27 protein-coding genes are annotated in these 26,740 nt (G+C 59.4%); 13 read left to right on the forward strand and 14 right to left on the reverse strand.

Annotated features, from left to right (window positions below):
* Positions 1-3: 3 nt before the first annotated feature.
* Both ACOI7D_RS14925 and ACOI7D_RS14930 read left to right on the forward strand, forming a co-directional pair.
* Positions 4-150: a DUF2574 family protein gene (locus tag ACOI7D_RS14925; protein ID WP_142905846.1), complete on the forward strand. Its 147-nt coding sequence runs from the start codon at positions 4-6 to the stop codon at positions 148-150.
* A gap of 372 nt (positions 151-522) precedes the next feature.
* On the forward strand, positions 523-840 hold the full coding sequence (locus tag ACOI7D_RS14930; protein ID WP_004204117.1) for a hypothetical protein: 318 nt from the start codon (positions 523-525) through the stop codon (positions 838-840).
* 41 nt (positions 841-881) lie between these two features.
* Here ACOI7D_RS14930 and ACOI7D_RS14935 read toward each other — a convergent pair whose 3' ends face one another.
* The 4 genes from ACOI7D_RS14935 to trpS form a co-directional block, all read right to left on the reverse strand.
* Positions 882-2,006 (reverse strand): ABC transporter permease, encoded by a 1,125-nt coding sequence (locus ACOI7D_RS14935; RefSeq protein ID WP_048336335.1) that lies wholly within the window; start codon positions 2,004-2,006, stop codon positions 882-884.
* Positions 2,006-4,750 (reverse strand): ribosome-associated ATPase/putative transporter RbbA, encoded by a 2,745-nt coding sequence (rbbA, locus tag ACOI7D_RS14940; protein ID WP_109546688.1) that lies wholly within the window; start codon positions 4,748-4,750, stop codon positions 2,006-2,008. Before rbbA ends, ACOI7D_RS14935 begins: the two co-directional genes overlap by 1 nt.
* The gene (locus ACOI7D_RS14945) at positions 4,747-5,814 is read right to left on the reverse strand and encodes an HlyD family secretion protein (RefSeq protein ID WP_072422436.1); all 1,068 of its coding nucleotides are present in this window, start codon (positions 5,812-5,814) and stop codon (positions 4,747-4,749) included. The genes rbbA and ACOI7D_RS14945 overlap by 4 nt, the downstream gene beginning before the upstream one ends.
* A 305-nt stretch (positions 5,815-6,119) precedes the next feature.
* Positions 6,120-7,127, reverse strand: coding sequence for a tryptophan--tRNA ligase (gene trpS / locus ACOI7D_RS14950; RefSeq protein ID WP_109546687.1), 1,008 nt, complete (start codon positions 7,125-7,127; stop codon positions 6,120-6,122).
* Positions 7,128-7,627: 500 nt separating this feature from the next.
* Here trpS and ACOI7D_RS14955 point away from each other — a divergent pair, with 500 nt between their 5' ends.
* Genes ACOI7D_RS14955 through ACOI7D_RS14970 form a run of 4 tightly spaced genes read left to right on the forward strand, consistent with a single transcriptional unit; the run spans position 7,628 to position 12,063 of the window.
* Positions 7,628-8,611, forward strand: a complete 984-nt coding sequence (locus tag ACOI7D_RS14955) for an autoinducer 2 ABC transporter substrate-binding protein (RefSeq protein WP_023291822.1) — start codon at positions 7,628-7,630, stop codon at positions 8,609-8,611.
* Positions 8,612-8,661: 50 nt separating this feature from the next.
* Entirely contained in the window at positions 8,662-10,146 is a 1,485-nt protein-coding gene (locus ACOI7D_RS14960; protein WP_048296582.1) for a sugar ABC transporter ATP-binding protein, read from the forward strand.
* The gene (locus ACOI7D_RS14965; protein ID WP_044525269.1) at positions 10,139-11,110 is read left to right on the forward strand and encodes an ABC transporter permease; all 972 of its coding nucleotides are present in this window, start codon (positions 10,139-10,141) and stop codon (positions 11,108-11,110) included. The genes ACOI7D_RS14960 and ACOI7D_RS14965 overlap by 8 nt, the downstream gene beginning before the upstream one ends.
* Positions 11,107-12,063, forward strand: a complete 957-nt coding sequence (locus ACOI7D_RS14970; RefSeq protein ID WP_023291825.1) for an ABC transporter permease — start codon at positions 11,107-11,109, stop codon at positions 12,061-12,063. The genes ACOI7D_RS14965 and ACOI7D_RS14970 overlap by 4 nt, the downstream gene beginning before the upstream one ends.
* 41 nt (positions 12,064-12,104) lie before the next feature.
* On the opposite strand, the gene ACOI7D_RS14975 is transcribed toward ACOI7D_RS14970, so the two are convergent.
* The gene (locus ACOI7D_RS14975; protein ID WP_048336338.1) at positions 12,105-12,887 is read right to left on the reverse strand and encodes an NAD(P)H-dependent oxidoreductase; all 783 of its coding nucleotides are present in this window, start codon (positions 12,885-12,887) and stop codon (positions 12,105-12,107) included.
* 86 nt (positions 12,888-12,973) lie between these two features.
* Between ACOI7D_RS14975 and ACOI7D_RS14980 the strand changes: the two genes are divergently transcribed.
* Together ACOI7D_RS14980 and fosA are read left to right on the forward strand one after the other, a co-directional pair.
* Positions 12,974-13,882, forward strand: coding sequence for a LysR family transcriptional regulator (locus ACOI7D_RS14980; protein ID WP_109546686.1), 909 nt, complete (start codon positions 12,974-12,976; stop codon positions 13,880-13,882).
* A complete protein-coding gene (gene fosA, locus ACOI7D_RS14985; protein WP_048336340.1) occupies positions 13,876-14,295 on the forward strand; it encodes a FosA5 family fosfomycin resistance glutathione transferase in 420 nt (139 codons plus the stop codon). Before ACOI7D_RS14980 ends, fosA begins: the two co-directional genes overlap by 7 nt.
* 71 nt (positions 14,296-14,366) lie before the next feature.
* Here fosA and ACOI7D_RS14990 read toward each other — a convergent pair whose 3' ends face one another.
* Entirely contained in the window at positions 14,367-15,779 is a 1,413-nt protein-coding gene (locus tag ACOI7D_RS14990) for a PLP-dependent aminotransferase family protein (protein WP_023291829.1), read from the reverse strand.
* 176 nt (positions 15,780-15,955) lie between these two features.
* Between ACOI7D_RS14990 and ACOI7D_RS14995 the strand changes: the two genes are divergently transcribed.
* The 4 genes from ACOI7D_RS14995 to ACOI7D_RS15010 all read left to right on the forward strand — a co-directional run bounded on the left by ACOI7D_RS14995 (position 15,956) and on the right by ACOI7D_RS15010 (position 18,877).
* Complete coding sequence (locus tag ACOI7D_RS14995) at positions 15,956-16,120, forward strand: DUF1127 domain-containing protein (protein WP_109546684.1); 165 nt, start codon at positions 15,956-15,958, stop codon at positions 16,118-16,120.
* A gap of 164 nt (positions 16,121-16,284) precedes the next feature.
* The gene (locus tag ACOI7D_RS15000; RefSeq protein ID WP_023291830.1) at positions 16,285-16,749 is read left to right on the forward strand and encodes a MarR family winged helix-turn-helix transcriptional regulator; all 465 of its coding nucleotides are present in this window, start codon (positions 16,285-16,287) and stop codon (positions 16,747-16,749) included.
* Positions 16,750-16,755: 6 nt separating this feature from the next.
* Positions 16,756-17,823, forward strand: a complete 1,068-nt coding sequence (locus ACOI7D_RS15005; RefSeq protein ID WP_023291831.1) for an HlyD family secretion protein — start codon at positions 16,756-16,758, stop codon at positions 17,821-17,823.
* Positions 17,813-18,877, forward strand: a complete 1,065-nt coding sequence (locus tag ACOI7D_RS15010) for a DUF2955 domain-containing protein (RefSeq protein ID WP_023291832.1) — start codon at positions 17,813-17,815, stop codon at positions 18,875-18,877. The genes ACOI7D_RS15005 and ACOI7D_RS15010 overlap by 11 nt, the downstream gene beginning before the upstream one ends.
* On the opposite strand, the gene ACOI7D_RS15015 is transcribed toward ACOI7D_RS15010, so the two are convergent.
* From ACOI7D_RS15015 to ACOI7D_RS15050, 8 genes are all read right to left on the reverse strand, one after another.
* Positions 18,874-19,128 carry a DUF3343 domain-containing protein gene (locus ACOI7D_RS15015; protein WP_044525274.1) on the reverse strand — a complete coding sequence of 85 codons (255 nt, stop codon included), beginning with the start codon at positions 19,126-19,128 and terminating at the stop codon, positions 18,874-18,876. The two genes, ACOI7D_RS15010 and ACOI7D_RS15015, sit on opposite strands and share 4 nt — an antisense overlap.
* Complete coding sequence (yjiL, locus tag ACOI7D_RS15020) at positions 19,125-19,892, reverse strand: putative 2-hydroxyacyl-CoA dehydratase activator YjiL (RefSeq protein WP_023291834.1); 768 nt, start codon at positions 19,890-19,892, stop codon at positions 19,125-19,127. The genes ACOI7D_RS15015 and yjiL overlap by 4 nt, the downstream gene beginning before the upstream one ends.
* A 9-nt stretch (positions 19,893-19,901) precedes the next feature.
* Complete coding sequence (locus tag ACOI7D_RS15025; RefSeq protein ID WP_109546683.1) at positions 19,902-21,053, reverse strand: double-cubane-cluster-containing anaerobic reductase; 1,152 nt, start codon at positions 21,051-21,053, stop codon at positions 19,902-19,904.
* A 97-nt stretch (positions 21,054-21,150) separates the two neighbouring features.
* Entirely contained in the window at positions 21,151-21,390 is a 240-nt protein-coding gene (locus ACOI7D_RS15030; RefSeq protein WP_004204157.1) for a DUF2164 domain-containing protein, read from the reverse strand.
* 25 nt (positions 21,391-21,415) lie between these two features.
* A complete protein-coding gene (gene mdtM, locus ACOI7D_RS15035) occupies positions 21,416-22,663 on the reverse strand; it encodes a multidrug efflux MFS transporter MdtM (protein WP_023291836.1) in 1,248 nt (415 codons plus the stop codon).
* A gap of 53 nt (positions 22,664-22,716) precedes the next feature.
* Positions 22,717-24,009 (reverse strand): DUF445 domain-containing protein, encoded by a 1,293-nt coding sequence (locus ACOI7D_RS15040; protein ID WP_023291837.1) that lies wholly within the window; start codon positions 24,007-24,009, stop codon positions 22,717-22,719.
* Complete coding sequence (locus ACOI7D_RS15045; protein WP_023291838.1) at positions 24,002-24,664, reverse strand: LysE family translocator; 663 nt, start codon at positions 24,662-24,664, stop codon at positions 24,002-24,004. Before ACOI7D_RS15045 ends, ACOI7D_RS15040 begins: the two co-directional genes overlap by 8 nt.
* 47 nt (positions 24,665-24,711) lie before the next feature.
* On the reverse strand, positions 24,712-25,527 hold the full coding sequence (locus ACOI7D_RS15050; protein ID WP_023291839.1) for an AraC family transcriptional regulator: 816 nt from the start codon (positions 25,525-25,527) through the stop codon (positions 24,712-24,714).
* 215 nt (positions 25,528-25,742) lie between these two features.
* Between ACOI7D_RS15050 and ACOI7D_RS15055 the strand changes: the two genes are divergently transcribed.
* On the forward strand, positions 25,743-26,657 hold the full coding sequence (locus ACOI7D_RS15055; protein ID WP_109546682.1) for an Rpn family recombination-promoting nuclease/putative transposase: 915 nt from the start codon (positions 25,743-25,745) through the stop codon (positions 26,655-26,657).
* Positions 26,658-26,740 lie beyond the last annotated feature (83 nt).

Genomic DNA, 26,740 nt, shown 5'->3' on the forward strand with positions numbered 1-26,740 from the left:
AACCTGACGCTCTCCGGGCGGGTGGTGTCAGAAACCTGCAACACGGGTATGGTGAATAAACAACCTCTGCAACGCTGCGGGAAAATACCTATCTTTTTGCCTCGCAAAATACTGAGAATTACGCGCGTGGTGTGGTCGCTCGTACCGTGAATTTATCCAATGATACGAGTCGAAAAATAATTATCAGTGGCTACGATTAAATATCTCTCTCTATTTCAGCGCTATTATCTTGTGCTCTGCGAAATAATAGCGCTGCTTCTTCTTTCGGAATATTAACGCGTTAGCGAAATTACGAAATTATTTCCGCCACTGAGGACTTCACTCCCCATTTATTGCAACAATGGGTATGCATCTTGCCGGTTTTTGGGCTTGATGTGCCATATCATTAACACTTTGTTAACTTGATCTGGTTTATATGACAGCAAATTTGATATACAAAGAGGGATGATTGCCTGTATGGATGCTGTCCGACGTACCTTGCGCTATCTGCTCTGGTTATCGGCTGGCAATATGAGAATAGAAATGAAAATCCTGCTTAACTGGTCGCCGTTGCGCCGGCTCTTCACCTACCTTCAGGAGCGCTTTACCTTTCTGGTGCTGCTCTGCTGGCCAGCGATAATCTGGCTGTTCTGCCGGGTCGGCGTGTGGCTGACGGATAACCTGTATGAACTGCTGGGGAAATCACCCGCCCAGTCCTTCACTGTCTATCTGCAGCCGTTTATGACCCCCGGCACGCTGCTGCGCATCTCCATCAGCTGGGTGGTGCTGCTGTTCATTCTCTTCAGCATGGCGATGGCCTTCACCTGGGGTCTTCGCCACTTTATGAATCGCCACAAATAAACCATTCGGGCCGCCGGGAGTCGACGGCCCTTCTTAAGCCCTTACGCCATCTGACCAATCGTTTTGCGAAAACGCAGCAGGGCGATAGTAAAGAACACCGCTCCGATAGCCAGCAAGGTTAAGAACTGCGGCCAGACGATACTGAAGCTGGCGCCGCGGTAGAGAATCGCCTGCGCCAGACTGACGAAGTGGGTGGTCGGCATGGTCAACATGATATCCTGAACCAGCTGCGGCATACTTTCACGCGGCGTGGAGCCGCCAGAGAGCATCTGCAGCGGCAGCAGCACCAGGATCATCAGCAGCCCCAGCTGCGGCATCGAGCGGGCGAGGGTGCCCATAAAAATGCCGATCGAGGTGGTGGCGAACAGGCTGAGCGCCACCCCCAGCATAAACAGTGGAATCGACCCCTCAATGGGCACCTGCAAAATCCCCTGAACCATCAGCAGCAGCGACAGCCCGGAGACCACCAGCACCACCAGCCCCATCGACCAGATCTTGGCCATCATGATCTCAAACGGCGTAACCGGCATCACCAGCAGGTGCTCGATGGTACCGTGCTCGCGCTCGCGGATCAGCGCCGAGCCGGTGAGGACAATAGCCAGCATGGTGATGTTGTTGATGATCGCCATCACCGCGCCAAAGCGCTCCTGTTCCAGGTTAGGGTTAAAGCGCATTCTTACCGCCAGCTCTACCGGCAGCACGCTGTTCTCCCGGTAGCGGGCAATGAAGCCGTTTACTTCGCCGTTAATAATATTCTGGATATAGCCGTTACCGGTAAAGGCCTGGCTCATGCGCGTGGCGTCGACGTTGACCTGCACTTCCGGCTGGCGGCCGGCCAGCACATCGCGCTGGAAATTTGGCGGAATATTGATGGCGAAAGTGTAGCGCCCGGCATCCAGGCCGGCGTCCATCTCATCGGCGGTGATCAGCTCCGGTTCGAGAAACCAGGGGCGGTAGAAAGCGTTAATGATGCGTGAAGAGAGCTGCGACTTATCCATATCGGCAACCGCAATCGGCGCCAGGTGCAGCGAGCCGGGCATCACCGTAGCTGAGGAGTACACCGACACGGTAAAAGCAAACACGATCAGCGCCAGCATCGCTTTATCACCCAGCAGGCTGCGCAGCTCTTTAACGCCGAGGTTATAAATATTACGTAATCCGCGCATCACCCCTCCTGTTTCTTCAGCAGCAACACGCTCAGCCCGAGCACCAGCGGCACCGCAATCAGTAGGGGAATAAAGGAGCCCCACAAATCACTGAGATTCAGCGCTTTGGAGAAGGTGCCGCGGGCGATAGTCAGGAAGTGGCTGGTCGGGTAGATTTGTCCAATCCAGCGCCCGGGGCCTTCCAGCGACGCCACCGGATCGATCATCCCGGAGAACTGGGTCGCCGGGATGAGCGTAATGATGGCGGTGCCGAAGATGGCGGCGATTTGGCTCTTCATAAAGGTTGAGATCAGCAGTCCCAGTCCGGTGGCGATGGTGACATAGAGCAGCGCCGCCAGGCTCAGCGTCAGGAAGCTGCCCTTATGTGATACGCCAAAGACGAAGACCGACAGCGCGCACAGCAAAAAGAAGTTAAACATTCCCAGTACGATGTAAGGCACCTGCTTGCCGAGCAGGAATTCGCTGCGGGTGGTCGGCGTCACGTACAGGTTGATGATCGACCCGAGCTCCTTCTCGCGTACCACGCTCAGGGCGCTGAGCATCGCCGGGATCATCATCAGCAGCAGCGGGATCACCGCCGGGACGATGGCCGGCAGGCTCTTCACGTCCGGATTATAGCGATAGCGGGTCTCAATGGAGATGAGAGAGGTAGCGCGCTGCGGACTGCTCTGCCGGGCGGCCATCTCCTGCAGCCAGGCCAGATGCATGGCCTGCACGTAGCCGCGCACCGTTTCCGCGCGGTTTGGCATTGCGCCATCCACCCAGACGCCGATTTGCACCGGCGTGCCGCGGGCGATATCGCGGCCAAAGTTCGGCGGGATCTCTATCGCCACCGCCAGCTCGCCGTCGCGCATCCGCCGGTCGAGCTCATCGTAACTGCGCAGCGGCGCCTGTTCAATAAAGTAACGTGAGCCAGCGATATTCTGCGACCAGCCCTGACTGCTGAGGGTTTGATCGCGGTCGAGTACCGCAAAGCGCAGATCCTCGACGTCCATGCTGATCCCATAGCCCATGATAAACATCAGGATCACCGTTCCCAGCAGCGCCAGCGTCGAGCGCACCGGATCGCGGCGCAGTTCCAGCGCTTCGCGGCGGCTGTAGCTGAACAGCCGTTGCAGACTGAAGGCCTGGCGCGGGGCCGCGCGTTCTGGATGGAATGCTGCAGCAGGCGCAGGTTCCTCAGGAGCTGCGGCGGTTGGCTGCGCCTCCTGGAGCCAGGCGATAAACGCCTCTTCGAGGCTGGCGGCACCGCGCTGCTCGACCAGCGCCTGCGGCGTATCGCTGGCCAGCACCTTGCCGGCGTGCATCAGCGAGATGCGGTCGCAGCGTTCTGCCTCATTCATAAAGTGGGTGGAGATAAAAATGGTCACCCGATCCTGACGCGCGAGGTCGACCATCAGCTGCCAGAACATATCCCGTGCCACCGGATCGACCCCGGAGGTGGGTTCGTCGAGGATCAGCATTTCCGGGCGATGGATGACCGCCACCGCCAGCGACAGACGCTGACGGATGCCCAGCGGCAGGGCGGTGGGCAGGGCGTCTTCCACTTCGCTGAGCATGAAGCGCTCGCTCATTTCCGCCACCCGCCCGGGGATCTCGCCGTCCGGAATATGAAACAGGCGGGCGTGCAATTCGAGGTTTTGCCGGACGGTCAGTTCGCTATAGAGCGAGAAAGCCTGCGACATATAGCCCACCCGCTGGCGGGTAGCGATATCTTTCGGGTCGACCGGCTGGCCGAACAGCCAGGCTTCGCCTTCGCTGGCGGGCAGCAGGCCGGTGAGCATCTTCATGGTGGTGGATTTGCCGCAGCCGTTGGAGCCGAGGAAGCCGAAGATTTCACCGCGGGCGATGCGGAAGTTAACGTGGTCGACGGCGACGAAGTCGCCAAAGCGCATGGTCAGCCCACGGGCTTCGATGGCGATCTCTTCCTCGCGGTCGTCGCGCGGCGGGATTACCACTGCCTTATGCGCCTGGCGCTGCGCTTCCGGCAGCAGGGCGATAAACGCCTGCTCCAGTGTCTGACTGCCGGTCTGCGCTTTCAGCTCCGCAGCGGTACCGGTCGCCAGCACCTCGCCGGCGTTCATCGCCACCAGCCAGTCAAAGCGCTCAGCCTCTTCCATGTAGGCGGTAGCCACCAGTACGCTCATCTCCGGCTGGCGCTGACGAATGCTGTCGATAAGCTCCCAGAACTGCGCCCGGGAAAGCGGGTCGACGCCGGTGGTGGGTTCATCGAGGATCAGCAGCTGCGGGTCGTGGATAAGGGCGCAACAGAGCCCCAGCTTTTGCTTCATCCCGCCGGAGAGCTTACCCGCCGGGCGATCGCGAAACGGCGCCAGCCCGGTGCTCTGCAGCAGCTCGTTGATACGAGATTCGCGTTCGGCTTTATCGTGGCCAAACAGGCGGGCGAAGAAGTCGACGTTTTCATACACCGAAAGGGTGTGATAGAGGTTTTTCCCCAGCCCCTGCGGCATCCAGGCAATCTTCGGGCACACCTCGCGGCGGTGATGAACGTCGCGCATATCCCCGTCGAGCACCATCACGTTACCCTGCTCAATGGCCCGCGCCCCGGCGATGAGAGAGAGCAGGCTCGATTTGCCGACGCCGTCCGGGCCAATCAGGCCGACCATGCGCCGCGCCGGGATCGCCAGACTGATATCCCGCAGCGCCACGGTGGTGCCGAAGCGCTGGCCAACGTTGTCCAGCCGGGCGACGGGGGGCGAGGTATCCTGTGGCGTCAGTATCATTGCGGCAACCTCACCGTCAGGGCTTCAGGCCAGGACTGCTGGTTATCCAGCCGCACGTAAGCCATGCCGGGCAGACCGGTTTTGACATACTCCAGGTGCTGCGCCAGCAGCTCCGGCGGGATACGCGCTTTGACGCGGAACATCAGTTTGAGACGCTCGTCGCGGGTCTCCACCGTTTTCGGCGTGAACTGGGCGACGCTGGCGACAAAGCTGATATTGGCCGGGATCACCAGATCCGGAGCGGCATCGAGGATCAAGCGCGCTTCGCTGCCGAGCGCCAGCAGACCTGCCTGTTCGGTGGGCAGAAAGAAAGTCATATAGACGTCGGCGAGATCGACCATATTCAGCACCCGACCACCGGCGGCCAGCACTTCGCCGGGCTCGGCGACGCGATACTGAATACGGCCGTCGCGGGGGGCTTTCAGCTCGCTATCGTCAATATCGGCGAGGATCCGCCGCTCGGTCGCCTGGGCGGCTTCGACGCGGGTTTGCGCCTGAATAATACTGGTGCGGGCGGCCTCGATGGCGGCGCGGGCGGCAGAGACCTGGGCTTTCGCCGACTCCAGCGCCGCGCGAGCGCTCTCCGCCGCGGCGCGATCGTCATCCAGCTGCTGAGCGGAGACGGCGCCGCGCTGGGAGAGAGTGTGCGAGCGGACGTGACGTTTCGCCGTGGAGTCGAGCTCCGCCTGACGCTGCTTCACTACCGCTTCGCTGGCGCGCATTTCACTTTGCCGCTGATCGAGCAAGGCTCTGGCGGCCAGGACCGTGCTTTCCGCTTCCTTGATTTGCGCGGCGGCTTCAAGACGCTGCTCGTTCAGTACACGGGTATCCATTCTCGCCAGCACCTCTCCCTGGTGCACGAACTGACCCTCTTTGACCAGAATGGTGTCGATACGCCCGGCGATTTTGCTGGCAATATCCACCTCGGTGGCTTCGATTCGTCCGTTGCTACTGGCAAAACCCTCCGGGAGGCCCGGCGGGCGCAGCAGCCACCATGCTGCGGCGGCGAGTACCACCAGTAAGCCGACAAAATACCCTGTCCAACGTTTCTTTATTTTGTCCATACGCGACTCGCTTGATTCCCTGTGCGAAGTGATACGCGTGTCTTCTCCGACGGGCGGAGCGTCCTCCTTGCGAAGGACGAATGAGTGGGGAAGGGCCGCTGACGCAGCGCTCTACCGCGTCGATGCGCAGCCGAACGCTGTACTACTTATGTGGTCATCATCAGCGATCCTGGCCTTAATGAAACACGCATAGTGAGAGCTACCGTTAACGTGATAGTAACATTCGCGGCGGTATTGTCCACACTAAAGACAGGGTCTTGTCGGCGCGTTAACAAAATATCCACTACCGGAAACCTTTCATCACCTCAGAACAGGACCGGCAGCCCCAGACCTCGTTTCACCTCATGCAGCGTCTGCTGCGTCAACTGGTGGGCGCGCTCGCTGCCCTGACGCAACAATTCCAGCAGCATCCCTTTATCCTGAATAAAGGTGGCCCGCCGTTCGCGGATCGGCGCCAGGAGCGCCTGCAGGCAGGTTTCCAGTTCATTCTTACACTGGCGATCCCCCAGCCCGCCGCGCTGATAGTGGGCTTTCATCTCAGCCACCCGCGCCTTATCGCTATGGAAAGCGTCGAGATAGGTGAACACCACGTTGCCGTCGACATGGCCCGGATCGCTGACTCTCAGGTGCGTCGGGTCGGTATACATCGCGCTGACCGCGCGGTGGATCTCCTCTTCACTGGCCGATAACGTCAGCGTATTGCCCAGCGATTTCGACATTTTGGCGTTGCCGTCGACGCCCGGCAGGCGGCTCACTTCGCTGAGTAGCGCCTTGCAGTGGCGCAGCACCGGTTCGCCGGTGAGGCTATTCATCTTGTGGACGATCTCGTTGGTCTGCTCAATCATCGGTAGCTGATCGTCGCCCACTGGCACCAGTTCGGCTTTGAAGGCGGTGATATCGGCCGCCTGGCTAATCGGATAGGCGAGAAAGCCCACCGGCAGCGAACGGGCGAATCCCTTCTGGGCAATCTCATTTTTGACCGTCGGATTACGTTCCACGCGGGCGACGGTGACGATATTCATATACAGCGCGCTGAGCTCCGCCAGCGCGGGCAGGGCGGACTGCAGGCAGAGCGTGGTGAGCCTGGGGTCAATGCCGACGGCCAGATAATCGGCCATCACTTCGAGAATATGATGGCTGATTTTTTGCGGGTGGCTGCCGTTGTCAGTGAGCCCTTGCAGGTCGGCGATAAGGATAAACTGCTGGTGGTCGTGCTGCAGCGCGACGCGCTGGCGCAGCGAGCCGACGTAATGGCCAAGATGTAGCTGGCCGGTGGGGCGGTCGCCAGTGAGGATGGTTTGCGGATGGTTCATCAGGGACTCCTTATCAGACTGTTCAGCCGAAAGACGTCCTGAAAACACCAAAGCCGCCTTCCGGCGGCTTTGAAAATGGAAACGTGTATCGTGCCGCCTGTTATGCAGGCAGCCACCAACGGCGGGGATAGGTTACGATCGCGTTTCTGTTCATCTTTTTATCCTGCCACGGAATAGGCCAAGAGCGCAATCAAAAACCATATGATTTTTCTGGTATTATTTTTTTGTTGTTTTGCGGTAAATGACCAGACGGGAAAATAGGTTTTCTCATAGACCTGATAATTATTATGGAACAATAAAGTATGTTGCAGGCTTTTTGTGAAAAAGCTCACGTCACAGGATTATAGTATTATTATCCATATTTATAGCTGGATATTACCTGTCTGCTGTTACAGCTTGTGTTTATTCTCTTCTAAATTATTAACATTATTACTATTTATATCTTTTTTCCATTTTGCGTCATACCCCTGTCTGACTACAACGTATTGAGGCTAATTATTATGCATAAACGTCTGGTCGTTAATATTTTTTCATCCTTGCTGTTGGGGGCTGCGCTTATTTCCGCGCCGGTATATGCGGCGGAAAAAACGGTAGTCAATATTTCAAAAGTAGATGGCATGCCATGGTTTAACCGGATGGGTGAAGGGGTAGTCCAGGCTGGGAAAGAGTTTAACCTCAACGCCTCTCAGGTTGGGCCGTCCAGCACCGACGCGCCGCAGCAGGTGAAAATTATTGAGGACCTGATTGCACGTAAAGTGGATGCCATCACTATCGTGCCTAACGATGCCAACGTGCTGGAGCCGGTATTCAAAAAAGCCCGTGATGCCGGCATCGTCGTGCTGACCAACGAATCGCCCGGGCAGCCGAGCGCCAACTGGGATGTGGAGATCATCGATAACGAGAAGTTCGCCGCTGAATATGTGGAGCATATGGCCAAGCGGATGGGTGGCAAAGGCGGCTACGTTATCTATGTAGGTAGTCTTACGGTACCGCAGCACAACCTGTGGGCCGATCTGCTGGTGAAATACCAAAAAGAGCATTATCCGGACATGCATGAAGTCACCCGCCGCATGCCGGTAGCGGAAAGTGTTGATGATTCCCGCCGTACCACGCTCGATCTAATGAAAACTTATCCGGATTTGAAAGCGGTGGTCTCTTTTGGTTCGAATGGTCCGATTGGCGCGGGGCGCGCGGTGAAAGAGAAGCGTGCGAAAAACAAAGTTGCGGTCTACGGGATGATGATCCCATCGCAGGCGGCCTCCCTCATTAAGAGTGGTGATATTACAGAAGGCATTACCTACGATCCGGCGACAGCCGGCTATGCCCTCGCGGCCGTCGCCAGCACCCTGCTGAACGGCAAATCCATTGAGCCAGGATTTGAACTGAAAGAGCTCGGTAAAGCGGATGTCGATAGCGACAAGCATATTATCCGCTTCCATAAAGTGCTGCTGGTAAATAAAGACAATATTGATTCGCTCTACTAATCCATCTTCCGGGGCGCCTGGCGCCCCGGCTTAACCTGCCAGGGGATGTTATGGAACCTTTCCTTTCCCTTCGTCACGTCAGCAAAACCTTCCACGCCAACCGCGCGCTCAATGATATCAGCATCGATTTTATGCCCGGGGAAGTACACTGCCTGGCCGGGCAGAACGGTTGCGGGAAGTCGACGTTGATCAAAATTATCTCCGGCGTCTATCGCCCGGATGAGGGCGCGGCGATGGAGCTGGGCGGCAAGACGTGGCCCAGACTGACGCCTGCGGCCTCTGTCGCCCATGGGATCCAGGTGATTTATCAGGATCTGTCGCTGTTTCCCAATCTCAGCGTGTGGGAGAACATTGCCATCAACCACTATCACCGCGGCGTGCTGGTAAAGCGCAGCGAACTGCGGCGCAGTGCGGAGCAGGCGATGCGGAGTATTAACGTCTCGCTGCCGCTTGATGCCACCGTTGAGTCGCTCTCCATCGCCCGCTGCCAGCTGGTGGCGATCTGCCGCGCGCTGGCGCAGGACGCCCGGCTTATCATTATGGATGAACCCACGGCCTCATTGACCCATCAGGAAGTGGAGGGACTACTGAATGTCGTGCGCCAGCTACGTGAGAGGGGGATCTGCATCGTCTTCGTTAGCCACCGTCTGGAAGAGGTCATGGCCGTATCGGATCGCATCAGCGTGCTGAAGGATGGCAATCTGGTCGGCACCTTACCGGCAGCAGAGGTGACTACTCGGCGACTCGGTTTTCTGATGACGGGCCAGGAGTTTGATTATCAGGTGCGCGAGCTGTGGCAAGGGAAGGGCAGCACGCCGGTACTGGAAGTGCGCAATCTCAGCCGCAAGGGGGAATATCACAACGTCTCTCTGAAGGTCGAAGCCGGAGAAGTGGTGTCGATAGTCGGCCTGCTGGGTGCGGGGCGAACAGAGTTGTGCCTGAGCCTTTTCGGCATGACCCGCCCCGACAGCGGCGAGATCCTGATAAATGGCCAACCGGTGCGGTTGCGTAGCAATCAGGACGCTATCCGCCACGGTATCGGCTATGTCTCTGAGGACCGTATGTCACGCGGCCTGGTGATGAGTCAGTCGATTGAAAATAACATCATCAGCACGGTGTTTCATAAAGTGAAAGGCACTTGCGGACTATTGAGTGACAGTAAAGCTCAGCAACTGGTCGCGAGAATGGTCAACGCGTTGACCATTAAAGCGCCGGATACGCATTTGCCGGTGAATACCCTCTCCGGCGGCAATGCCCAACGCGTCTCTATCGCCAAATGGCTGGCGATCGCCCCTAAGCTGCTGATCCTTGATAGCCCGACGGTGGGGGTGGATATCGCAAACAAAGCCGGGATCTATCATATCATCAGCGATTTGGCTGCCCATGGCATCGCCGTGCTGATGATTTGTGACGAGATCGAAGAGGCGTGGTACCAGAGTCATCGCATCCTGGTGATGAAGCAGGGCGAATTGACGCATAGCTTCCTGCCGGACAGCAGTAACCAACAGCAGATAGCGGAGGTGGTTAATGGCTAATCTGTTGAAACAACATGAATTCTGGTTAGGTATGTTTATTATCGCGCTGTGCCTGATGCTGGGCTGGCGCAGTGAGGAATTTTTCACTTTCGGTAATATTTACGACCTCGCTAATAACTACGCGATGCTGACTATCCTCGCCTGTGGCCTGTTCGTGGTGCTGATCGCCGGCGGGATTGATATCTCCTTCCCGGCCATGACCATTATCGCCCAGTACGGCATGGTAGTGATGCTGCAAAAAGTGGGCGGCAACTTCGCGGTGGCCTTTGTGCTTGCCGGCGGTATCGGCGTGCTACTGGGGCTGGTTAACGCGCTGTTGGTCAATCGTCTGCGGGTCCCCTCGATCATTATCACCATTTCCACGCTCAATATTTTCTACGGTTTGCTGCTGTGGTTAAGCAAAGGTGTCTGGCTCTATGACTTCCCCCCGTGGTTTGAAAAGGGGGTCATGCTGTTCAAATACACCGATGCCGATGGTTACGATTACGGCCTGGGGCTGCCGCTGCTGACGATGATAGCGGTGGTGTTGTTGACCGCCTTTATCATGAATTTCACCACCGTTGGCCGCAAGATCTATGCCATGGGCGGCAACCGGGAATCCGCCAGCCGCGTCGGCTTCAGTGTGCTCCGCCTGCAGTTGTTCGTTTATGGCTATATGGGGTTGATGTCGGGGGCCGCAGGTGTCGTGCAGGCATGGACAGTGATGACTGTCGCGCCGGATTCATTGCTGGGCTATGAGCTGACGGTGCTGGCCGCGGTGGTGCTGGGCGGTACCAGCCTGATTGGCGGGCGCGGATCCCTCACCGGTACGCTGCTGGGGGTGATTTTACTGGCGGTGATGCAGAACGGCCTGAACCTGCTGGGGGTCTCCTCCTACTGGCAGACCCTGATTACCGGGGCGATCATCGTCGTCAGTATCAGCGTAACGGCCTGGAGCCAGCATCAGAACCGGAGCTTGTTATGAAAAAATCATGGCGCAATAACGTTGAGTTTTACCTGATCGGCCTGCTGCTGCTGACGGTTATCGCCTTTAGCATTGCCATGCCAAACATCTTCTGGTCTGTCACTAATTTCCAGTCGATTGCCTCGCAAATGCCGGTGTTGGGGATCCTGGCGCTGGCGATGGCAATGACCATGCTTTGCGGCGGCATTAATCTATCAATTATCGCGACCGCCAACGCCTGCTCGCTGGTGATGGCCTGGGTAGCGACAAGCTATCCACCGGGTGCCGCCACTGCGCTGGCGACGCTGCTGGCCGGCGGAGGGGCGGCGATGATCATTGGCCTGTGCAACGGGATACTGATCGCCGGGATCCGTGTTTCGCCGATCCTGGCTACCCTCGGTATGATGACCCTGCTCAAAGGGATAAATATTTTGATCACCGGCGGCAGCGCCATCGCTAACTATCCTCAGTGGGTGCTGTGGCTGAATCATGCCCAGTGGTTTGGTATTCCGCTACCAATGTGGCTTTTTGCGGTGGTGGCGATCGGGCTGTGGGTGCTGCTGGAGAAAAGCCCGCTGGGTCGGGCGATCATGTTGATCGGATCCAACGAGCGGGCGACCCATTATTCCGGGATCAATACCCGACGGGTGTTGATGTGGGTATATGTCATCTCGGCCCTGCTCTGCGCTGTGGCCGCGTTTCTGATGATGTCGAAGCTGAACTCAGCCAAAGCGTCTTATGGAGAATCGTATCTGTTGGTGTCGATCCTCGCGGCGGTGCTTGGCGGCGTGAATCCGGATGGCGGCAGCGGGCGCATCGTCGGGATGGTGCTAGCGCTGTTTCTGCTGCAGATTATTGAGAGTGGGTTCAATATCCTCGGTATCAGTCCCTATCTGACGATGGCGCTGTGGGGTGTATTGCTGCTGTGCTTTATCCAGGCGCGAGGCATGCTGGGGCTGGAGAGAGTCGGATAAACTACCCATCCTCGGTGGCGAAGACGGGCAGCGTTTGTCTGCTACTCGCTACGCAAATGCACCGCCAGGCCGCTTTGCCCCGGCGCCAGCTCCGGGCGCAGCGTCAGCGACGGGATCAGATAGTCGCCATGATTTTGCCGGCGAAATGGAATGGGCTCAGTTTGCCACAGCGTGTCCAGCCGCCCGGCCAGGGTGGCGCACTGGTCGGCGAACTGCGCGGCATCGGTTTTGTCCGTGCGGTAGAACACCAGCGGCGGAAGCACCTCGAAGCCGGGGTAGAACAGCATACCGTGCTGAATGGGGAACAGGATGTCGTCGATGGGGCCATTGATCCCGCGAGGTGAATAGTGTTCCGCCCAGCCGCCGGCGGTGACGATCAGCATTGCCCGCTTGCCGACGAAGGTGCCTTCCCCATAGCGATCGCCCCAGTGGCGGTCGCTGTGCTCGCCGACGCCATAGGCAAAGCCCCAAGCGTATACCCGATCGATCCAGCCTTTCATGATCGCCGGCATCGAGAACCACCACAGCGGGAACTGAAAAATCACCGTATCGGCCCACAGCAGCTTTTCCTGCTCGGCTGCGATATCCGCGCTTTGAGTTCCTTGCGAAAAGGCCTGTTTTGAATCAAGGGTAGGACGCCAGAACTCGCCGACCGGCGGCGCGCCGCTGTCGTCGGCGTCATACCCGGCCTTCCAGCGCATGGCGTAGAGATCGGACACCTGGACTTCATGACCGGCCTGCTGCAGATGACGGATGGCGAAATCTTTGAGTCCGCCATTGAGGGAGCGCGGTTCCGGATGGGCGTAAATCAGCAGTACTTTCATAACATCACCTCTGAAGTGGGAAGATCTGCAGAGTAGGAAAGCTGGCGCTATAGTAGAAATTAATTACTTCAATCCCAGGTATAGCTGTGATTAATTTACATCGTCTGGATCTCAATCTGCTGCGCACGCTCGACGTGCTGCTCAGTGAAAACAACGTCACCCGGGCGGCGCAGCGGCTGAATCTGTCGCAGCCGTCGGTGAGTATTCAGCTCGCCAGGTTACGGGAGATGTTTGCCGACCCGCTGTTGATGCCGGGCCCGCGCGGCATGCAGCCCACCGCCCGCGCCGATGAGCTTCGCCAGCCGCTGCGCGCCGCGTTAGCCGCGCTGGAGCAGGCGGTGGCGCCGGTCAGCCCTTTTGATCCGGCGACGGCGGCGGAGACCTGGCGGGTGGCAGCGACGGACTATATGGCCTCGGCGATCCTCCTGCCGATGCTGGGCAGGCTACGGCTGGCCTCTCCCGGCAGTCGGCTGGCGGTGTTCGAGCTCCAGCCGGCGCGTCTGGAGCAGCAGGCGGCCAGCGATGAAGTGGATCTCTGCTTCCATACCCGCGAGGGCGCGCCGCCGGGGCTGCATCAGCGCCTGCTGTTTCGCGAACGCTACGTGCTGGCAGGCCGGGCGGAGCATCCGGCGCTGCGGCAAGGGTTGAGTCTGGAAACGTTCTGTCAGCTGGAGCAAGCGATCGTCTCCCCGGACGGGGGCGGCTTCAGCGCGGCGACCGATACCGCGCTGGCGAATCTTGGCCTGGCGCGGCGGGTTGTCCTTTCCGTGCCACATTTCCTGTTTATGCTTGAGACCCTGCGCAACAGCGATTTGGTGGCGATGCTGCCGGAGCGGCTGGTGCGCGGGCAGAGCGGGCTGGCGGTCGTCGAGCCGCCGCTGGCGGTCGCCGGCTTTGAGATGCTGATGCTGTGGCACGAGCGCTGGCACCGCGACCCGGCGCATCAATGGCTGCGCCAGTTCATTGTGAATTCACTGGAGGAACAGACATGCTGAGCGGACTGAATCACCTGACCCTGGCGGTCAGCCAGCTGGCGCCGAGCGTGGCGTTTTATCAGCAGCTGCTGGGTATGACGCTGCACGCCCGCTGGGAGAGCGGCGCCTATCTCTCCTGCGGCGATCTGTGGCTATGCCTGTCGCTGGATCCGCAGCGGCGCATCACCCCGCCGGAGGAGAGCGATTACACCCATTATGCGTTTAGCATCAGCGAAGCCGATTTCGCCTGCTTCGCCGCTCGTCTTGAGGTTGCCGGCGTGGCGGTCTGGAAGCTGAACCGCAGCGAAGGCGCCTCGCACTATTTCCTCGACCCCGACGGCCATAAGCTGGAGCTGCACGTCGGCAATCTCGCCCAGCGTCTGGCCGCCTGCCGTGAACAGCCGTATAAGGGGATGGTATTTTTTGACCAGTGAAGCTGATTTGCGGACGCGAGGTAACCCGTCGCCCCGGTAAGCACAGCGCCACCGGGGAGAACAGGTTAAATTCATTCCATTGCCACCTTCACCGCTTCTCCCAGCTTCACCATCACCGCTTTATGTTTCTCGGTCGGCGGCAGGGCGCAGTTGATCCTGACGCAGTTGCGATACTTGCCCGCCGCGGAAAACAGCGACCCCGGCGCGACCTGGATCTTCAGCCGGCACAGCTGTTTGGCGACACAGACCATATCCACCTGCTCCGGCAGCTCCACCCACAGCATAAAACCCCCTTTCGGCCGGGTGACGCAGATCCCGCAGGGGAAAAATTCCCGTAGCCAGCAGGTATAGATCTCCATATTGCGCTGATAGATCTGCCGCATCCGCCGCACATGACGGTGGTAGTGGCCTTCGCGAATAAAGTTACAGGCCGCCAGCTGAGTGGAGGGGACGTTGGTGCCGCTGGCGGCGTACTTCATCTGTAGCAGCTTGTCGTAGTAGCGACCGGGGGCGATCCAGCCGATGCGCAGCCCGGGGGCGATGGTTTTGGTAAAGGAGCTGCAGAGCATCACCCGGCCGTCGATATCCCAGGAGTGAATGGTGCGCGGGCGCGGGTACTCGGTGGCCAGCTCGCCGTAGATATCATCCTCGAAAATAACGATATCGTGGCGCTGGGCCAGGTTCAGCACTGCGCGCTTGCGAGCGTCCGGCATGATAAAGCCCAGCGGGTTGTTGCAGTTCGGCACCAGGATCACCCCTTTGATCGGCCACTGATCCAGCGCCAGCTCCAGGGCCTCGATGCTGATCCCGGTTTCCGGATCGGTGGGGATCTCAATCGTCTTTAATCCCAGTCCGCGCAGCATCTGCATGGTGCCGTAGTAGCAGGGGGATTCCACGGCGATGATGTCCCCTGGCTGGCACACCGACAGCAGGGCCAGCGACAGCGCGCTGTGGCAGCCGCTGGTGAGCACCAGATCGTCGGCAGTCACCACCGATCCGCCGTCGAGCATCAGGCGGGCGATCTGCTCCCGCAGCTCGCGGCGCCCGGCCAGTTCGTCATAGTTCAACACCTCAGTGAGGTTGTGCTGGATCGCCCGGCTCAGTTCGCGCCAGATGGGCTTCAGGCTTGGCTGCGTCACGTCCGGCGAGCCGCCGCCGAAGGGGATGATCGTTTTATCGTAGCGGGCGTCGAGCATGGTCAGCACCTGATCCCACTGGGTGATCTCCACCGGGCGCTGCACCGGGCGCGACATCGGCGGCACCGGCGGCTGGGCCTTGCGGGGGGCGACGAAATAGCCCGATCGCGGCTGCGGCACAATCATCTGCTGCTGCTCAAGCAGCTGATAGGCCTGCTGGACGGTGCTGATGCTGACGCCGTGCTCCTGGCTCAGGCTGCGCACCGACGGCAGCTTTTCGCCGTGGCGATACAGGCCCTGTTCAATGCGTTCGGCCAGCAGCGTCGCGAGATGTTGATAGCGGGTCATGTGTATCCTTAATTGCCGCCATACAGATGGAATAACCAGTACAGATGGCCGTAAAAAGTGGGGTCTGCTGTACGTTTTAGCTAATCTGTATGTTAAAGAAAAGTGTTTTGTGAATCTGTATTCCTTACCCCCAAATCCGTGAAGATAAAGCCTCTGGCAAGGTGAGGAGGTAGAGGATGGAATTTCACGAGAACAGGGCAAGACAGCCATTTATCGGTTTCGTACTGCTGACGCGGTTTGTCAAAAAATGGTGGCTTCGGGAGCAAACGCGCAGAGCTTTGCAGAAAATGAGCGACGAACAGCTGAAAGATATCGGCCTGCGTCGGGATCAGATCAATTAAAAAGTGCGGTTTTTTTCAGACATCATTTCTTCTTTGCCCCGGTAAGCGCTGGCGACGCCGGGGAAACATTCACGAAATTTATCAATTGATGCGACGCGACCTTCCGTTTCTTGATACTTACCCTGATAAGTATTATTTTCTTCTCAACAATGAGAGGAAAAGCTGTGACTGAAGACGAACTGTTTGCCCGCCGCCCGCTGGGGATGCGGATGGCCATGGTGGTGCGCCAGTGGCGCGCGATTATTGACTCCGCTATCACCGATACGGGACTCACCCAGTCCAGCTGGACGGTGCTGATGCAGCTGCATCAGCTGGGAGACAACGTCTCGGTCAGCGAACTGGCGGAGGTGCAGGGGATTGAACTGCCGCCGCTGACGCGCACCCTCTCATTACTGGAAAAGCAGGGCTATCTGTTGCGTTCCACATCGCCATATGACAAACGCATTCGCCTGCTGACGCTGACCGCCGAGGGGCGGGCTATTCTGGAAAAACTGAGCCGCGTGATCGAGACCTATCAGGAGCGCGTAACCCAGACCATCCCGGAGGCCGACCTCGCCACCTTCAGCGCCACGTTAAATCAAATCGCCTGCCGTTTGCGGACTATCCGCGAAGAAGATAACAAGATCTAACACACTATGATGACGCCTGAACAAAAATTTGCCCGCTGGGTACGGGTGAGTATTGCCGCTTTTCTGGGAATATTCGCCTGGTTTATCGTTGCCGATATCTGGATCCCGCTGACGCCGGACTCCACCGTCATGCGCGTGGTGACCCCAGTTTCGTCGCGGGTCTCCGGCTATGTCTCGCACGTCTACGTGCATAACAATAGCCAGGTGAAAAAGGGCGACCTGCTGTATGAGCTCGACCCAACGCCATTCATTAATAAAGTTGAAGCGGCACAGATCGCCCTTGAACAGGCGAAGCTGAGCAACCAGCAGCTGGACGCGCAAATCGCCGCCGCCCGCGCCAACCTGCGCACCGCGCAGTACACCGCCCGTAACGATAAGGTCACGCTCGATCGCTATCAGCGCCTGAGCACCATGCAGAACGTCTCGCAGTCCGATCTCGACAAGGTGCGGACCACCTGGCAGACCAGCGAGCAGTCGGTCTCGGCGCTGAACGCGCAGATCCAGAACCTGCTGATCCAGCGCGGCGAGCGCGACGATAAGCGCAACGTCACCCTGCAGAAATACCGCAACGCGCTGGAGGAGGCGCAGCTGAACCTGGCCTGGACCAAAGTGCGTGCGGAAACTGACGGCATGGTCAGCAACCTGCAGCTTAACCCGGGGATCTACGCCACCGCGGCGACGGCCGTGCTGGCGCTGGTCAACAACAATACCGATATCGTCGCTGACTTCCGTGAGAAGAGTCTGCGCCACACCGCGGTAAACACCGATGCGGCGGTGGTCTTTGACGCCCTGCCGGGGGAAGTTTTCCCGGCGCACGTCACCAGCAGCGATGCCGGGATTCTGGCGGGGCAGGAGGCAGTTAACGGTCAGCTGTCGCAGCCGGAACAGTCCACCCGCTGGGTGCGCGACGCCCAGCGAATGCGCATTCACGTCGCGCTGGATCAGCCGCTGGAGAAACCGCTGCCGACCGGCGCCCGCGCCACGGTGCAGCTGTACAATAGCGAGGGACCTTTCGCCCGCACCTTCGCCGGCCTGCAGATCCATCTGGTGAGCTGGTTGCACTATGTCTATTAATACCCTGGCGCACGTCTTTACCCCGCACGGCAATATCGTCTACACGGCGAATGATTTTCGCCAGACGGTGCGTATCGCCGTGGCCGGGACCATTGCCCTCAGCATCTCCACCTTCTACGACGTGCAGTACGGCGTATTTTTTGTGGTTTATCCGCTGATGCTGATGTCGCTGGTGCCGGTGTTCAACCGCCATGTCGCCCGCCAGTTTGTATTCAGCGCGGCGGTGAACTGCGTCGAAATGGTATTGATCGTTGGCTATCTGTCGCAGTGGCCGGTGATCATGACGCTGGTGGTGTTCGCCTTGTATGTGATGCGTTTTCGCTTTATGAGCCAGGGGCCGCTGTTTCTGCTGGGGTCGATGGGGGTGGTGTGTCAGAGCACGATGCTCAACTTTATGAGCTACCCGACCAGCAACTGGCACACCCTGATGTTCTCCAACATGGAAGCGTGCGTGCTGGCGGTGGCGCTAAGCGCGCTGCTGCATTACCTGATCCCGGACGTCGAGCCGCGCAAGCCGCCGCCGCGCCTTGAAAAAGACGCCGCCCGCATCCGCCACGAGTCGCTGCTCTCCGGCACGGTGGCGACGATCATCTTCGTGGTGTTTCAGATCTGCGATCTCAGCGACTCGCTGTCAGCGCTGATGGCCGGGATCCTGATCCTGTTCCCGATGCACTATCGCGGGGCGGTGATCAGCTCGATCTGGCGCGTGGCGGGGGTGGTGCTGGCCTGTCTCTATATTCTGGTGGTGCAGTTGATTATCTATGACTTCAGCAACCACATGGTCCTGATGATGCCGCTGATTGGCCTCGGGCTGGCCTTCAGCGCCCGTCTGCACGTGATGGAGAAAGTGGGCGCCGGGGTGGGCTTCGCCAGCATCACCACCATCGGCATTATGTTTGGCCAGAATCTGCATCCCTATCAGGATCTGGTATTCAGCGATCTGTACCGCATCACCTCGGTGACGGTCTCGCTGGTGGTGACGCTGACCCTAGTCTTTCTGATGCACCGCCTGCTGAACTGCTTCGCGGCGACGCGCTTTGTGGTAAGCGATTAACCTGCCGATGGGAAGGTGGCGAGACAGCGCCACGCTTCCCCGTCCTGCTGATACAACGCCGCCGTCAGCTCCGGCAGGATCCAGCTTCGCGCATCGGCTTCCGTCCCCTCCAGCAGGATGCACAGCCCGCAGCCGCTGCGTAACTGGCGGGGAATATCTTTGACCTCGAAGGTCATTCCCGCCGCCTGCAGGGCTTTGCGCGTGCGCACCACTCCCACCGTGGAATGAAATAAAAACAGAAAGGTTGTCATCCGCGCCTCCGCTGACGCTGGCCGATCAGCGCCGCGCCGATCGCCCCGGCATACTGGGCGTCGGGATGGGTTGTCACCGCCATGCCGACATGGCTTTCCAGCATGCGGGCAAAGGCGGCGCAGTGGCTGACGCCGCCGGTAAACAGCAGCGGTCCCTGCGCCGATAAGCGGCCGATAAAGTTCGCGCTGCGCCGGGCCATGGCGTTAATCACCCCCGCCAGAATCGCCTCCGGCGCGACCCCGGCCGACCGCAGGCTGATGACTTCCGATTCGGCGAATACCGTACACATGCTGGTGATGGCGTGCGGTTCCACGCCGTCGGTAATGACGTCCAGCTGTTCGACGCTGGCGCCGAGGGTTCGTGAAATGACCTCCAGAAAACGGCCGGTGCCGGCGGCGCATTTGTCATTCATCAGAAAGTCGCTGAGGTTACCCCCGGCATCCAGCTGGATAACCTTGCTGTCCTGGCCGCCGATATCAATCACCGTGCGGGTGTCCGGCGCCAGCAGGCGGGCGCCGAGGCCATGACAGGAAATCTCCGTCACCTGTTTATCGGCAAAATCCACCAGCTGGCGGCCATAGCCGGTGAGGGTTAAAAAGGGCGTTTCCGCGAGGCCAGCGCGCAGCGTCTCCCAGGCCTCATGGATGGCGTCGGCGGGGCGAAAGGGGGTCGGGCAGAGGAAACGACGCGTAATCACCCCGTCCGCCAGCAGGATGCCTTTCGTGGCGGTGGAGCCGGAATCAATACCAACCGTGTAGATCACGCCTGCTCCTTACAGCATTTCGATAAAGGCGGCGACGCGGGTGCTGAGCTGGCCGAGGTCCGCTGTCGAATAGTCGGTTTCAATCGACATATAAGGAAGGTCGTGCTGCTGGCGCAGATGGCGTTTAATGGCCAGCGATTCCACGGCATAGGTATGGCAGGCCTGCAGGATGACGTCGATTACCCCGTCGGCCTGGTACTCCTCCACCATCTGGCTCAGCAGCTGCAGGCGCTGATCGTTAGGGGAAATACAGGAGCAGCCGATGGCGAGATATTTATCGGTTAAGGCGTCGTAGACGTCGCCCTCTTCCGCCACGCAGCGCTCGGTAGCCTTCGCGCCGGTGCAGTTTTCATAGCCCACCACCCAGCCGCCGTTTTCTTCGATGGCGCGAACCACTTTCTCCGCCGCGCCGCCGATCGGGCAGCCGGTGATCAGAATGCGCGGGCGTGAGGCCAGTCGTTTACCCTGCCGCCACTCCTGACGGATGCGCTCCGCCATGGCGTTGAGCTCGTCAATCAGCGCGGTTTTGTCGAAGCGGAAGGTGGCGCCATACACCACTTTCAGGATGTCGCCGCCGCTGAGCGCCGGCGGATTGAGCTGCCCGAGACGATAAAAGTGGGCCAGCGCCCGGCGTTCGCGGTTTTTCAGCACGATGGCCTCGCGCAGCGCCGCCTCGCTAATCGGCGCGCCAAACTGCGCCTCAATCACCTGCTGCAGGCGCAGGATCTCCGCTTTCCACAGGGCGCGGGAGGCCGCGTCGCTGGCGCTGTTCGGTAACTGCATCACGTGGACCGCCTTGAACTCGGCCATGTACTCGTACATTTTCTTTTTACCGTCGCAGGTGGTTTCCCCAACCACCAGGTCAGAGAAATAGAAGTAGGGGCATTTATCGGTTTTGCCGAAGCCGTAGCTGCTTTTGATTAACGGACAGAGGTTGCGCGGCAGATCTTTTTCCGCTTCCTCGATGGTTTCATCGGAGGTAGAGCACAGCGAGACCACCACGGCCCCCGCCGCCATGGCGATCTCCTGAGGCATAAAGGTGCAGTAGGTGCCCACCAGCGGCACGTTCTGTTCTTTAAGATCCATGACGGTGAGAAAGCCCTTCTGGCGAGCTTCCGAGAACTGGTCAAAAATGGCGGGTAGATCGGTGATAAGCGACATGGTTTTCCTTCCCCGTACACGGGAGATGCTGAAAGAGTCGCCATTATAACCCTGTTATTTGTATGCTTTTATTGATCTCCTGCGTCTGCGCGCGGCGTTAATAGACCTTCTTTAAATCCATCTCTTCCTGGATCCGCTCGCTCCATGCCAGATGGGTGCGGATGGCCTCTTCGATACCGGCGTTGTAAAACAGCGGCCCCAGCTCCTGGGCGATAAAGTCGACAAAAAATTCAGCGTCAAACTGCTCCAGTTCGAGGTTAAATGTCTCTTCGCAGTACTTGCTGAGCCTGTCGCGCAGCAGGTCGCGCTGCGCCGGGCTGAGTTCAATCTCACTCATGATGGGGCTTTCTCCGTAAAAGGGGTCACGACTGCCGGGCTTCAATGACCGCTTGCGCACACTGACGCTGGTGGCGTAACAGTCCGGCGAGGCAGCAGGCGGCGGCGAGCCCCGCGACCACCGCCAACAGGTGGAAGGGCAGTCTCCCGCCATGGAACCACAGCCAGCGCGCGCCTTCAATCGATAAGGCGCTGACGCTGAGGATCACGATATTCAGCGAGGCGGAGACCGTGCCTTTCGGCAGGTCGTTGGAAAAGAGGGTAAAGCGGAACAGCGTCGGGAAAATCAGCCCGATGCCAAAGGCGTAGAAGCAGGTGCCGAGCACCGACCACAGCCAGACGTGCGGCCAGGCCAGATTCCCGACGATCAGGATGGCCAGGCCGAGCATCTGTACCGGCACCGCGCTCAGCACAAAGCGCGGACGGGTGGGATCTTTTACCCAGCGCGCCACCGACAGGTTGGCAATGATGACGGCGCTGAAGACCGGCACCTGGCTCCAGGCGAACTCGCTGGTGGTCAGCCCGCCGGCGTCCATTAAAATCACCGGCGATACCGCCACCCAGCTCATCAGCGGAATATAGCTCAGCGACAGCGTGGCGGCGCCGAGCAAAAAGATGCGGTTGCGAAAGACGTTGCGAAAATCGCGCAGCACGCCCAGGGGGCTGAACGGCACATCGCCGCGGCGCACCGTCTCCGGCATGGTCAACAGCAGCCCCAGCCAGGCCACCAGCCCCATGGCGGCGATAATGCCGAACAGCGCTTTCCAGTGGATAAAATGCATCAGCGCCGCGCCGGAGAGCGGGCCGACGATCGGCGCCACCAGCACGACGGAGGTGATCACCGCCATCAGCCTGATCGACCTTTTTTCCTCAAAGGCTTCCTGTACGGTGACGTAGCCGACGGTGGCGATAAAGCAGATGCTGGTGCCCTGCACGAAGCGGGCGATCAGGAACTGGGTCATGGAGGTGGTGAACAGCGTCGCCAGGCAGGCGAGGGTGAAAATCAGCGCGCCGGTGAGCAGTACCGGACGCCGTCCGATCCGGTCAGAGAGCGGCCCCAGCAGCCACTGCAGCGCCATGCCGCCGGCCATATACAGGCTCACCGAGGCTGGAGCCAGCGCCACATCGGCGTTGAAATCCCGCACCACGTGCAGGATCCCCGGCTGGATCAGGTCGGTGGTGAGATAGGCGGAAAAATCATACAGAATGAGCGCCGCCGGGAAGAACAGCGCGGCGGCGTGCCGGGTTAGCCAGCGGGTCATCCGGTGCATCATCTCGCCCTCCCTGTGGAATATTTTTCAGCGCTATTGTTCAGATAGTATCATTGCTAACCAATATGCAGATGCAGCAGCGACGGGATCTGCGAGAGCAGCCACAACAACAGGCCGATGGTTCCCCCCACCAGGGTGCCGTTGATGCGGATGAACTGCAGATCTTTACCGATATTAAGCTCGATCTGCCGCGACATATCGCGGGCGTCCCAGCTCTTCACCGTGTCGCTGATATGCCGAGTGAGGAAGGCGGCGAACTCCGGCGCCACCCGGTGCGCCGCCTGCTCCAGGTGTTCGTTAAGCGATTCGCGCAGCGCGTCGTCGCGGAGTAAGGTTTCACCGAACCACTGGCCAGCCTCGGCGATGCGCTGCTTGATACGCGAGTCGTCGCTGCTGATATCGTTTTTTACCCAACCGCGCAGGTCGCCCCACACTTCGCCAAGATAGCGGTTGAAGGTCTCATCATTTTTCAGCCAGGCTTTGATGTTATCGGCCTTCTGCGCCAGTTCCGGGTCGGATTTCAGGTTATCGATTAGCTTTTGCGTCGCGCGGTCAAAGGTCTGGCGGATCTGGTGGGTGCGATCGTGAGTGACCTCGTCCAGCAGGGTATTCACGGCGTCGGTGACCATCTCGGCGCTGTGCTCGCCGAGCCACTCGGTGGGTAAGAGCCTGGCCTTCAGCGGGTGTTCGGTCTCCAGCCAGCGTACGATGCCGCGGGCGATAAAGGCGCGGGAGCTGTCGCGCTGCAGCAGGGCGATCAGCTGATTTATCAGCGAATCCAGCAGCTTTTGATGGCGGTTGTCGCGGGTCAGCCCCTCCAGCATCATGGCGCTGGTCTGCGTCAGGTCGACCTTATCGATCGCCTTATGCACCGCGCGCCGCAGCAGGCGCTGAATGCGGGCGTCATCGGTCAGTTCGAGAAAACCGCTCATCACCTGCAGCAGGTGCTGGCCGACCCGCCGGGCGTTCTCCGGCTGGCTGAACCAGTTGCCGAGCATCAGAGCTGGTTGATAGCGGCGGATCAGCGCCACCAGCGACGGGGTATCGAGGAACTTCTCTTCCACAAAGCGGCCGAGGTTGTCGGCGATGCGATCTTTGTTGCGCGGGATAATCGCGGTATGGCGGGCGACAAAGGGCAGCGGAATACGACGAAACAGGGCCACCACCGCAAACCAGTCGGCCAGCGCCCCGACCATCGCCGCTTCGGAAATGGCCTTCAGCGCGCTGACCCATGGCGTCGGCGGCAGCAGCAGGGTGGTGATAAATAGCGCGGCGGCGATCAGCAGCAGCGACAGCGCCAGCAGTTTGGCGCGTTTCAGTTCAGCGAGTTTTTCCATAAACTTAAGCATATAACCTGACGGCGAGGTCGTGCAAAAATCGCCAGATAATCCACAGACCGAACATCATCAGAATCGCCCCCGCCGCCCGCTCGACCCGCCAGACGATGGCGCTCAGGCGGTGCTGCACCTGCGGCAGCGCAATCGCGCTCACCAGCAGTAAATCCCAGAAGAACACCACGCTGACCATCCACAGGCCACTTACCGTTTGCTGCAGCAAGGTAACCGCCGGCCCCAGCAGGGAGGTCATCAGCGCCAGATAAAACAGCGCGTTCTTCGGGTTGAGCAGCGATGACCCCAGCCCCAGCAGCAGCTGCTTGCCGAACCCCGGACACGATGCGCGAACGCTCTCCACCGCCAGCGCCGCGGGACGGCTGCGAATCAGCAGGCTGCCAATCCACAGTAAATAGCCTGCGCCCAGCAGCTCGATGAGCAAAAACAGCAGCGGCGCCTGGCGCAGAAGCCCCCAGCCAACGATGGCCAGGACAATATACAACGCATTCCCGGCGGCGATGCCGAGACACAGTCCGAGGCTGCCGCGGATCCGGTAGCGTACAGCGTAACCGACCAGCAGAAAAAAATCGGGGCCCGGGCTGAGCAGGGCGACAAAGTGGGACAGGGCTAACGCCGGGAAGGCGGCGGGGAAGAGAGTCGATAAGGTATTCATAGTGGCCTCGATAATGGTGCTGAGGCCACCCTACGCCAGGTGGAAAATTACTTATTGTCGGAAATTGATCGGCTTTGCGCATACTGCCGCGGCGTGGCGGCGGTATAACTGACGAAGGTTTTATGGAAATGGCTCTGATCGGCAAAGCCGGCCTGATAGCCGACGTCGGCAATAGGGTCCCCGGCACGTAAGCGTGTTTTCGCATATTCAATGCGCGCCATATTGATCAAACTGGCGGGCGTCAGGCCGGTATCCTGTTTCACGGCGCGGATAACGGTCTCTTTACGTAGCGCGCTGTCGTGGGCCAGCTTATCCAGCGATGGCGGCGCCGGCAGATCTGTCGCCAGGCGCTGAAACAGCAGGGCGCTGGCGTGATGTGGCGCCTGCGGCGCGGCGGCGCACAGCGGCAGCGCGTGCAGGAGCTGCGCCAGCCGGGCGGGCAGTTGCTCAATGCGGCCGCGGCTCATCAGGGCGACAATCTGCTGGAAGCAGGCAAAGAGAGGGCTGTCGCGCAGCAGCGGCTGCGGCGAGGTGATACTGGCGCCAGGGGGAATATCTGGACGCTGCGCATGGCACCATGCCGCCTCCAGGTACAGCATATGATAGCTGCGCGGCCGGTCACGCAGCGGATTACAGCTATGCGGCGCGTGCGGCGGGATCACGATCAGATCTCCGGGCTGCAGGAGATATTCCTGACCATTGCACAGGCAGCGCGTTTCACCGTCGATAATCGCCCCCACCGAGAGCTGCGGGTGGCTGTGGCGCTTATAGGCCTGACGGCTGCCCCAGGTGCTGCGCAGCTCCAGCCACGGCAGGCGATCGTCTCGCCAGAAGGTTTGGGGAATATCTCGGGTATGGTTCACCGCATCGACCTTTGCTGAGGGGATAAATCGTTTATAGCATGCTGCGCCGAGGCTGTCGCCCGCCGGGATTTGCGTACCGCGTCGAAAAAGGATGTCACGCTTGCAGTCCGGGGAAATATGTTTTCGTCGCGGAATGTAAAATCCCGGTTTCCGGGGTGTCAGCGACATTCATGGGAGGTAGAGTCCCTGCAGGATAAGCAGGCAGGGATGAGTCGATGGCAAAGGGCACCACCTCGACGCCGCATGATGCGGTGTTTAAACAGTTTCTCACTCAGGCCGACATCGCGCGTGATTTCCTGGCGATCCATCTACCGCCTGCGCTGCGTCAGCGCTGCGACCTCGATACCTTACAGCTGGAGTCGGCAAGCTTTATCGAGGAGAGCCTGCGGGCCTGGTACTCCGATGTGCTGTGGTCACTCAAAACCGCGTCTGGCAAGGGATACATTTATGTGGTTATCGAACATCAGAGTTCACCGGGTGTGCAAATGGCTTTTCGCCTGATGCGCTACGCCATCGCCGCGATGCAGCGCCATCTGGATAACGGTCATACCAGACTGCCGCTGGTGGTGCCGATGCTGTTCTATCACGGAGCGACCACGCCATACCCGTGGTCGCTCAGCTGGCTGGACTGCTTTGCCGATCCACCGCTGGCGAGGGAGCTTTATGCCTCGCCCTTTCCGCTGGTGGATATCACGGTGATCCCCGACGATGAGATCGTTCGTCACCGGCGGGTGGCATTACTCGAGCTGATACAGAAGCATATTCGCCAGCGCGATTTAATGGCGATTGTTGAGCAGCTGACGACGATTTTACTTAGCGGTGACGCTAATGACAGGCAGATAAAAACGCTGTTTAATTATCTACTGCAGACTGGCAACGCGCGTCGCTTTGGCCGGTTTATCCAGGAAGTGGCGCAACGGGTTCCTCAGCACAGGGAGAGATTGATGACCATCGCCGAACGAATACAGGAAGTGGGCCGCAGAAAAGGCAAACGGGAAGGCCGGCAGGAGGGACAGCATGCCGAGGCGCTGCGCATTGCCCAGAGGATGCTGGCCGACGGCATTGCCCGCGAGACGGTGGTGAAAATCACCGGCCTGACCGCCGATGAGATCGCCGCGCTGGCGCATTGATAACGCCGGGGCGGCCTGACGGTCGCCCCGGTTAGCCACCGTTATGGAATATTCCGGATATACCTAACTTTACCCGCATCGCC

Origin of the sequence: Klebsiella sp. C360, assembly GCF_048822415.1 — a bacterium.
Lineage (GTDB): Bacteria > Pseudomonadota > Gammaproteobacteria > Enterobacterales > Enterobacteriaceae > Klebsiella > Klebsiella quasipneumoniae.

Excerpts from the sequence above, each read along its gene's own strand:
- ACOI7D_RS14930 (WP_004204117.1), top strand. The coding sequence starts at position 523 with ATGAAAATCCTGCTTAACTGGTCGCCGTTGCGCCGGCTCTTCACCTAC.
- ACOI7D_RS14935 (WP_048336335.1), bottom strand. The coding sequence starts at position 2,006 with ATGCGCGGATTACGTAATATTTATAACCTCGGCGTTAAAGAGCTGCGC.
- rbbA (WP_109546688.1), bottom strand. The coding sequence starts at position 4,750 with ATGATACTGACGCCACAGGATACCTCGCCCCCCGTCGCCCGGCTGGAC.
- ACOI7D_RS14945 (WP_072422436.1), bottom strand. The coding sequence starts at position 5,814 with ATGGACAAAATAAAGAAACGTTGGACAGGGTATTTTGTCGGCTTACTG.
- trpS (WP_109546687.1), bottom strand. The coding sequence starts at position 7,127 with ATGAACCATCCGCAAACCATCCTCACTGGCGACCGCCCCACCGGCCAG.
- ACOI7D_RS14955 (WP_023291822.1), top strand. The coding sequence starts at position 7,628 with ATGCATAAACGTCTGGTCGTTAATATTTTTTCATCCTTGCTGTTGGGG.
- ACOI7D_RS14960 (WP_048296582.1), top strand. The coding sequence starts at position 8,662 with ATGGAACCTTTCCTTTCCCTTCGTCACGTCAGCAAAACCTTCCACGCC.
- ACOI7D_RS14965 (WP_044525269.1), top strand. The coding sequence starts at position 10,139 with ATGGCTAATCTGTTGAAACAACATGAATTCTGGTTAGGTATGTTTATT.
- ACOI7D_RS14970 (WP_023291825.1), top strand. The coding sequence starts at position 11,107 with ATGAAAAAATCATGGCGCAATAACGTTGAGTTTTACCTGATCGGCCTG.
- ACOI7D_RS14975 (WP_048336338.1), bottom strand. The coding sequence starts at position 12,887 with ATGAAAGTACTGCTGATTTACGCCCATCCGGAACCGCGCTCCCTCAAT.
- fosA (WP_048336340.1), top strand. The coding sequence starts at position 13,876 with ATGCTGAGCGGACTGAATCACCTGACCCTGGCGGTCAGCCAGCTGGCG.
- ACOI7D_RS14990 (WP_023291829.1), bottom strand. The coding sequence starts at position 15,779 with ATGACCCGCTATCAACATCTCGCGACGCTGCTGGCCGAACGCATTGAA.
- ACOI7D_RS14995 (WP_109546684.1), top strand. The coding sequence starts at position 15,956 with ATGGAATTTCACGAGAACAGGGCAAGACAGCCATTTATCGGTTTCGTA.
- ACOI7D_RS15005 (WP_023291831.1), top strand. The coding sequence starts at position 16,756 with ATGATGACGCCTGAACAAAAATTTGCCCGCTGGGTACGGGTGAGTATT.
- ACOI7D_RS15010 (WP_023291832.1), top strand. The coding sequence starts at position 17,813 with ATGTCTATTAATACCCTGGCGCACGTCTTTACCCCGCACGGCAATATC.
- ACOI7D_RS15015 (WP_044525274.1), bottom strand. The coding sequence starts at position 19,128 with ATGACAACCTTTCTGTTTTTATTTCATTCCACGGTGGGAGTGGTGCGC.
- ACOI7D_RS15025 (WP_109546683.1), bottom strand. The coding sequence starts at position 21,053 with ATGTCGCTTATCACCGATCTACCCGCCATTTTTGACCAGTTCTCGGAA.
- ACOI7D_RS15030 (WP_004204157.1), bottom strand. The coding sequence starts at position 21,390 with ATGAGTGAGATTGAACTCAGCCCGGCGCAGCGCGACCTGCTGCGCGAC.
- mdtM (WP_023291836.1), bottom strand. The coding sequence starts at position 22,663 with ATGATGCACCGGATGACCCGCTGGCTAACCCGGCACGCCGCCGCGCTG.
- ACOI7D_RS15040 (WP_023291837.1), bottom strand. The coding sequence starts at position 24,009 with ATGCTTAAGTTTATGGAAAAACTCGCTGAACTGAAACGCGCCAAACTG.
- ACOI7D_RS15045 (WP_023291838.1), bottom strand. The coding sequence starts at position 24,664 with ATGAATACCTTATCGACTCTCTTCCCCGCCGCCTTCCCGGCGTTAGCC.
- ACOI7D_RS15055 (WP_109546682.1), top strand. The coding sequence starts at position 25,743 with ATGGCAAAGGGCACCACCTCGACGCCGCATGATGCGGTGTTTAAACAG.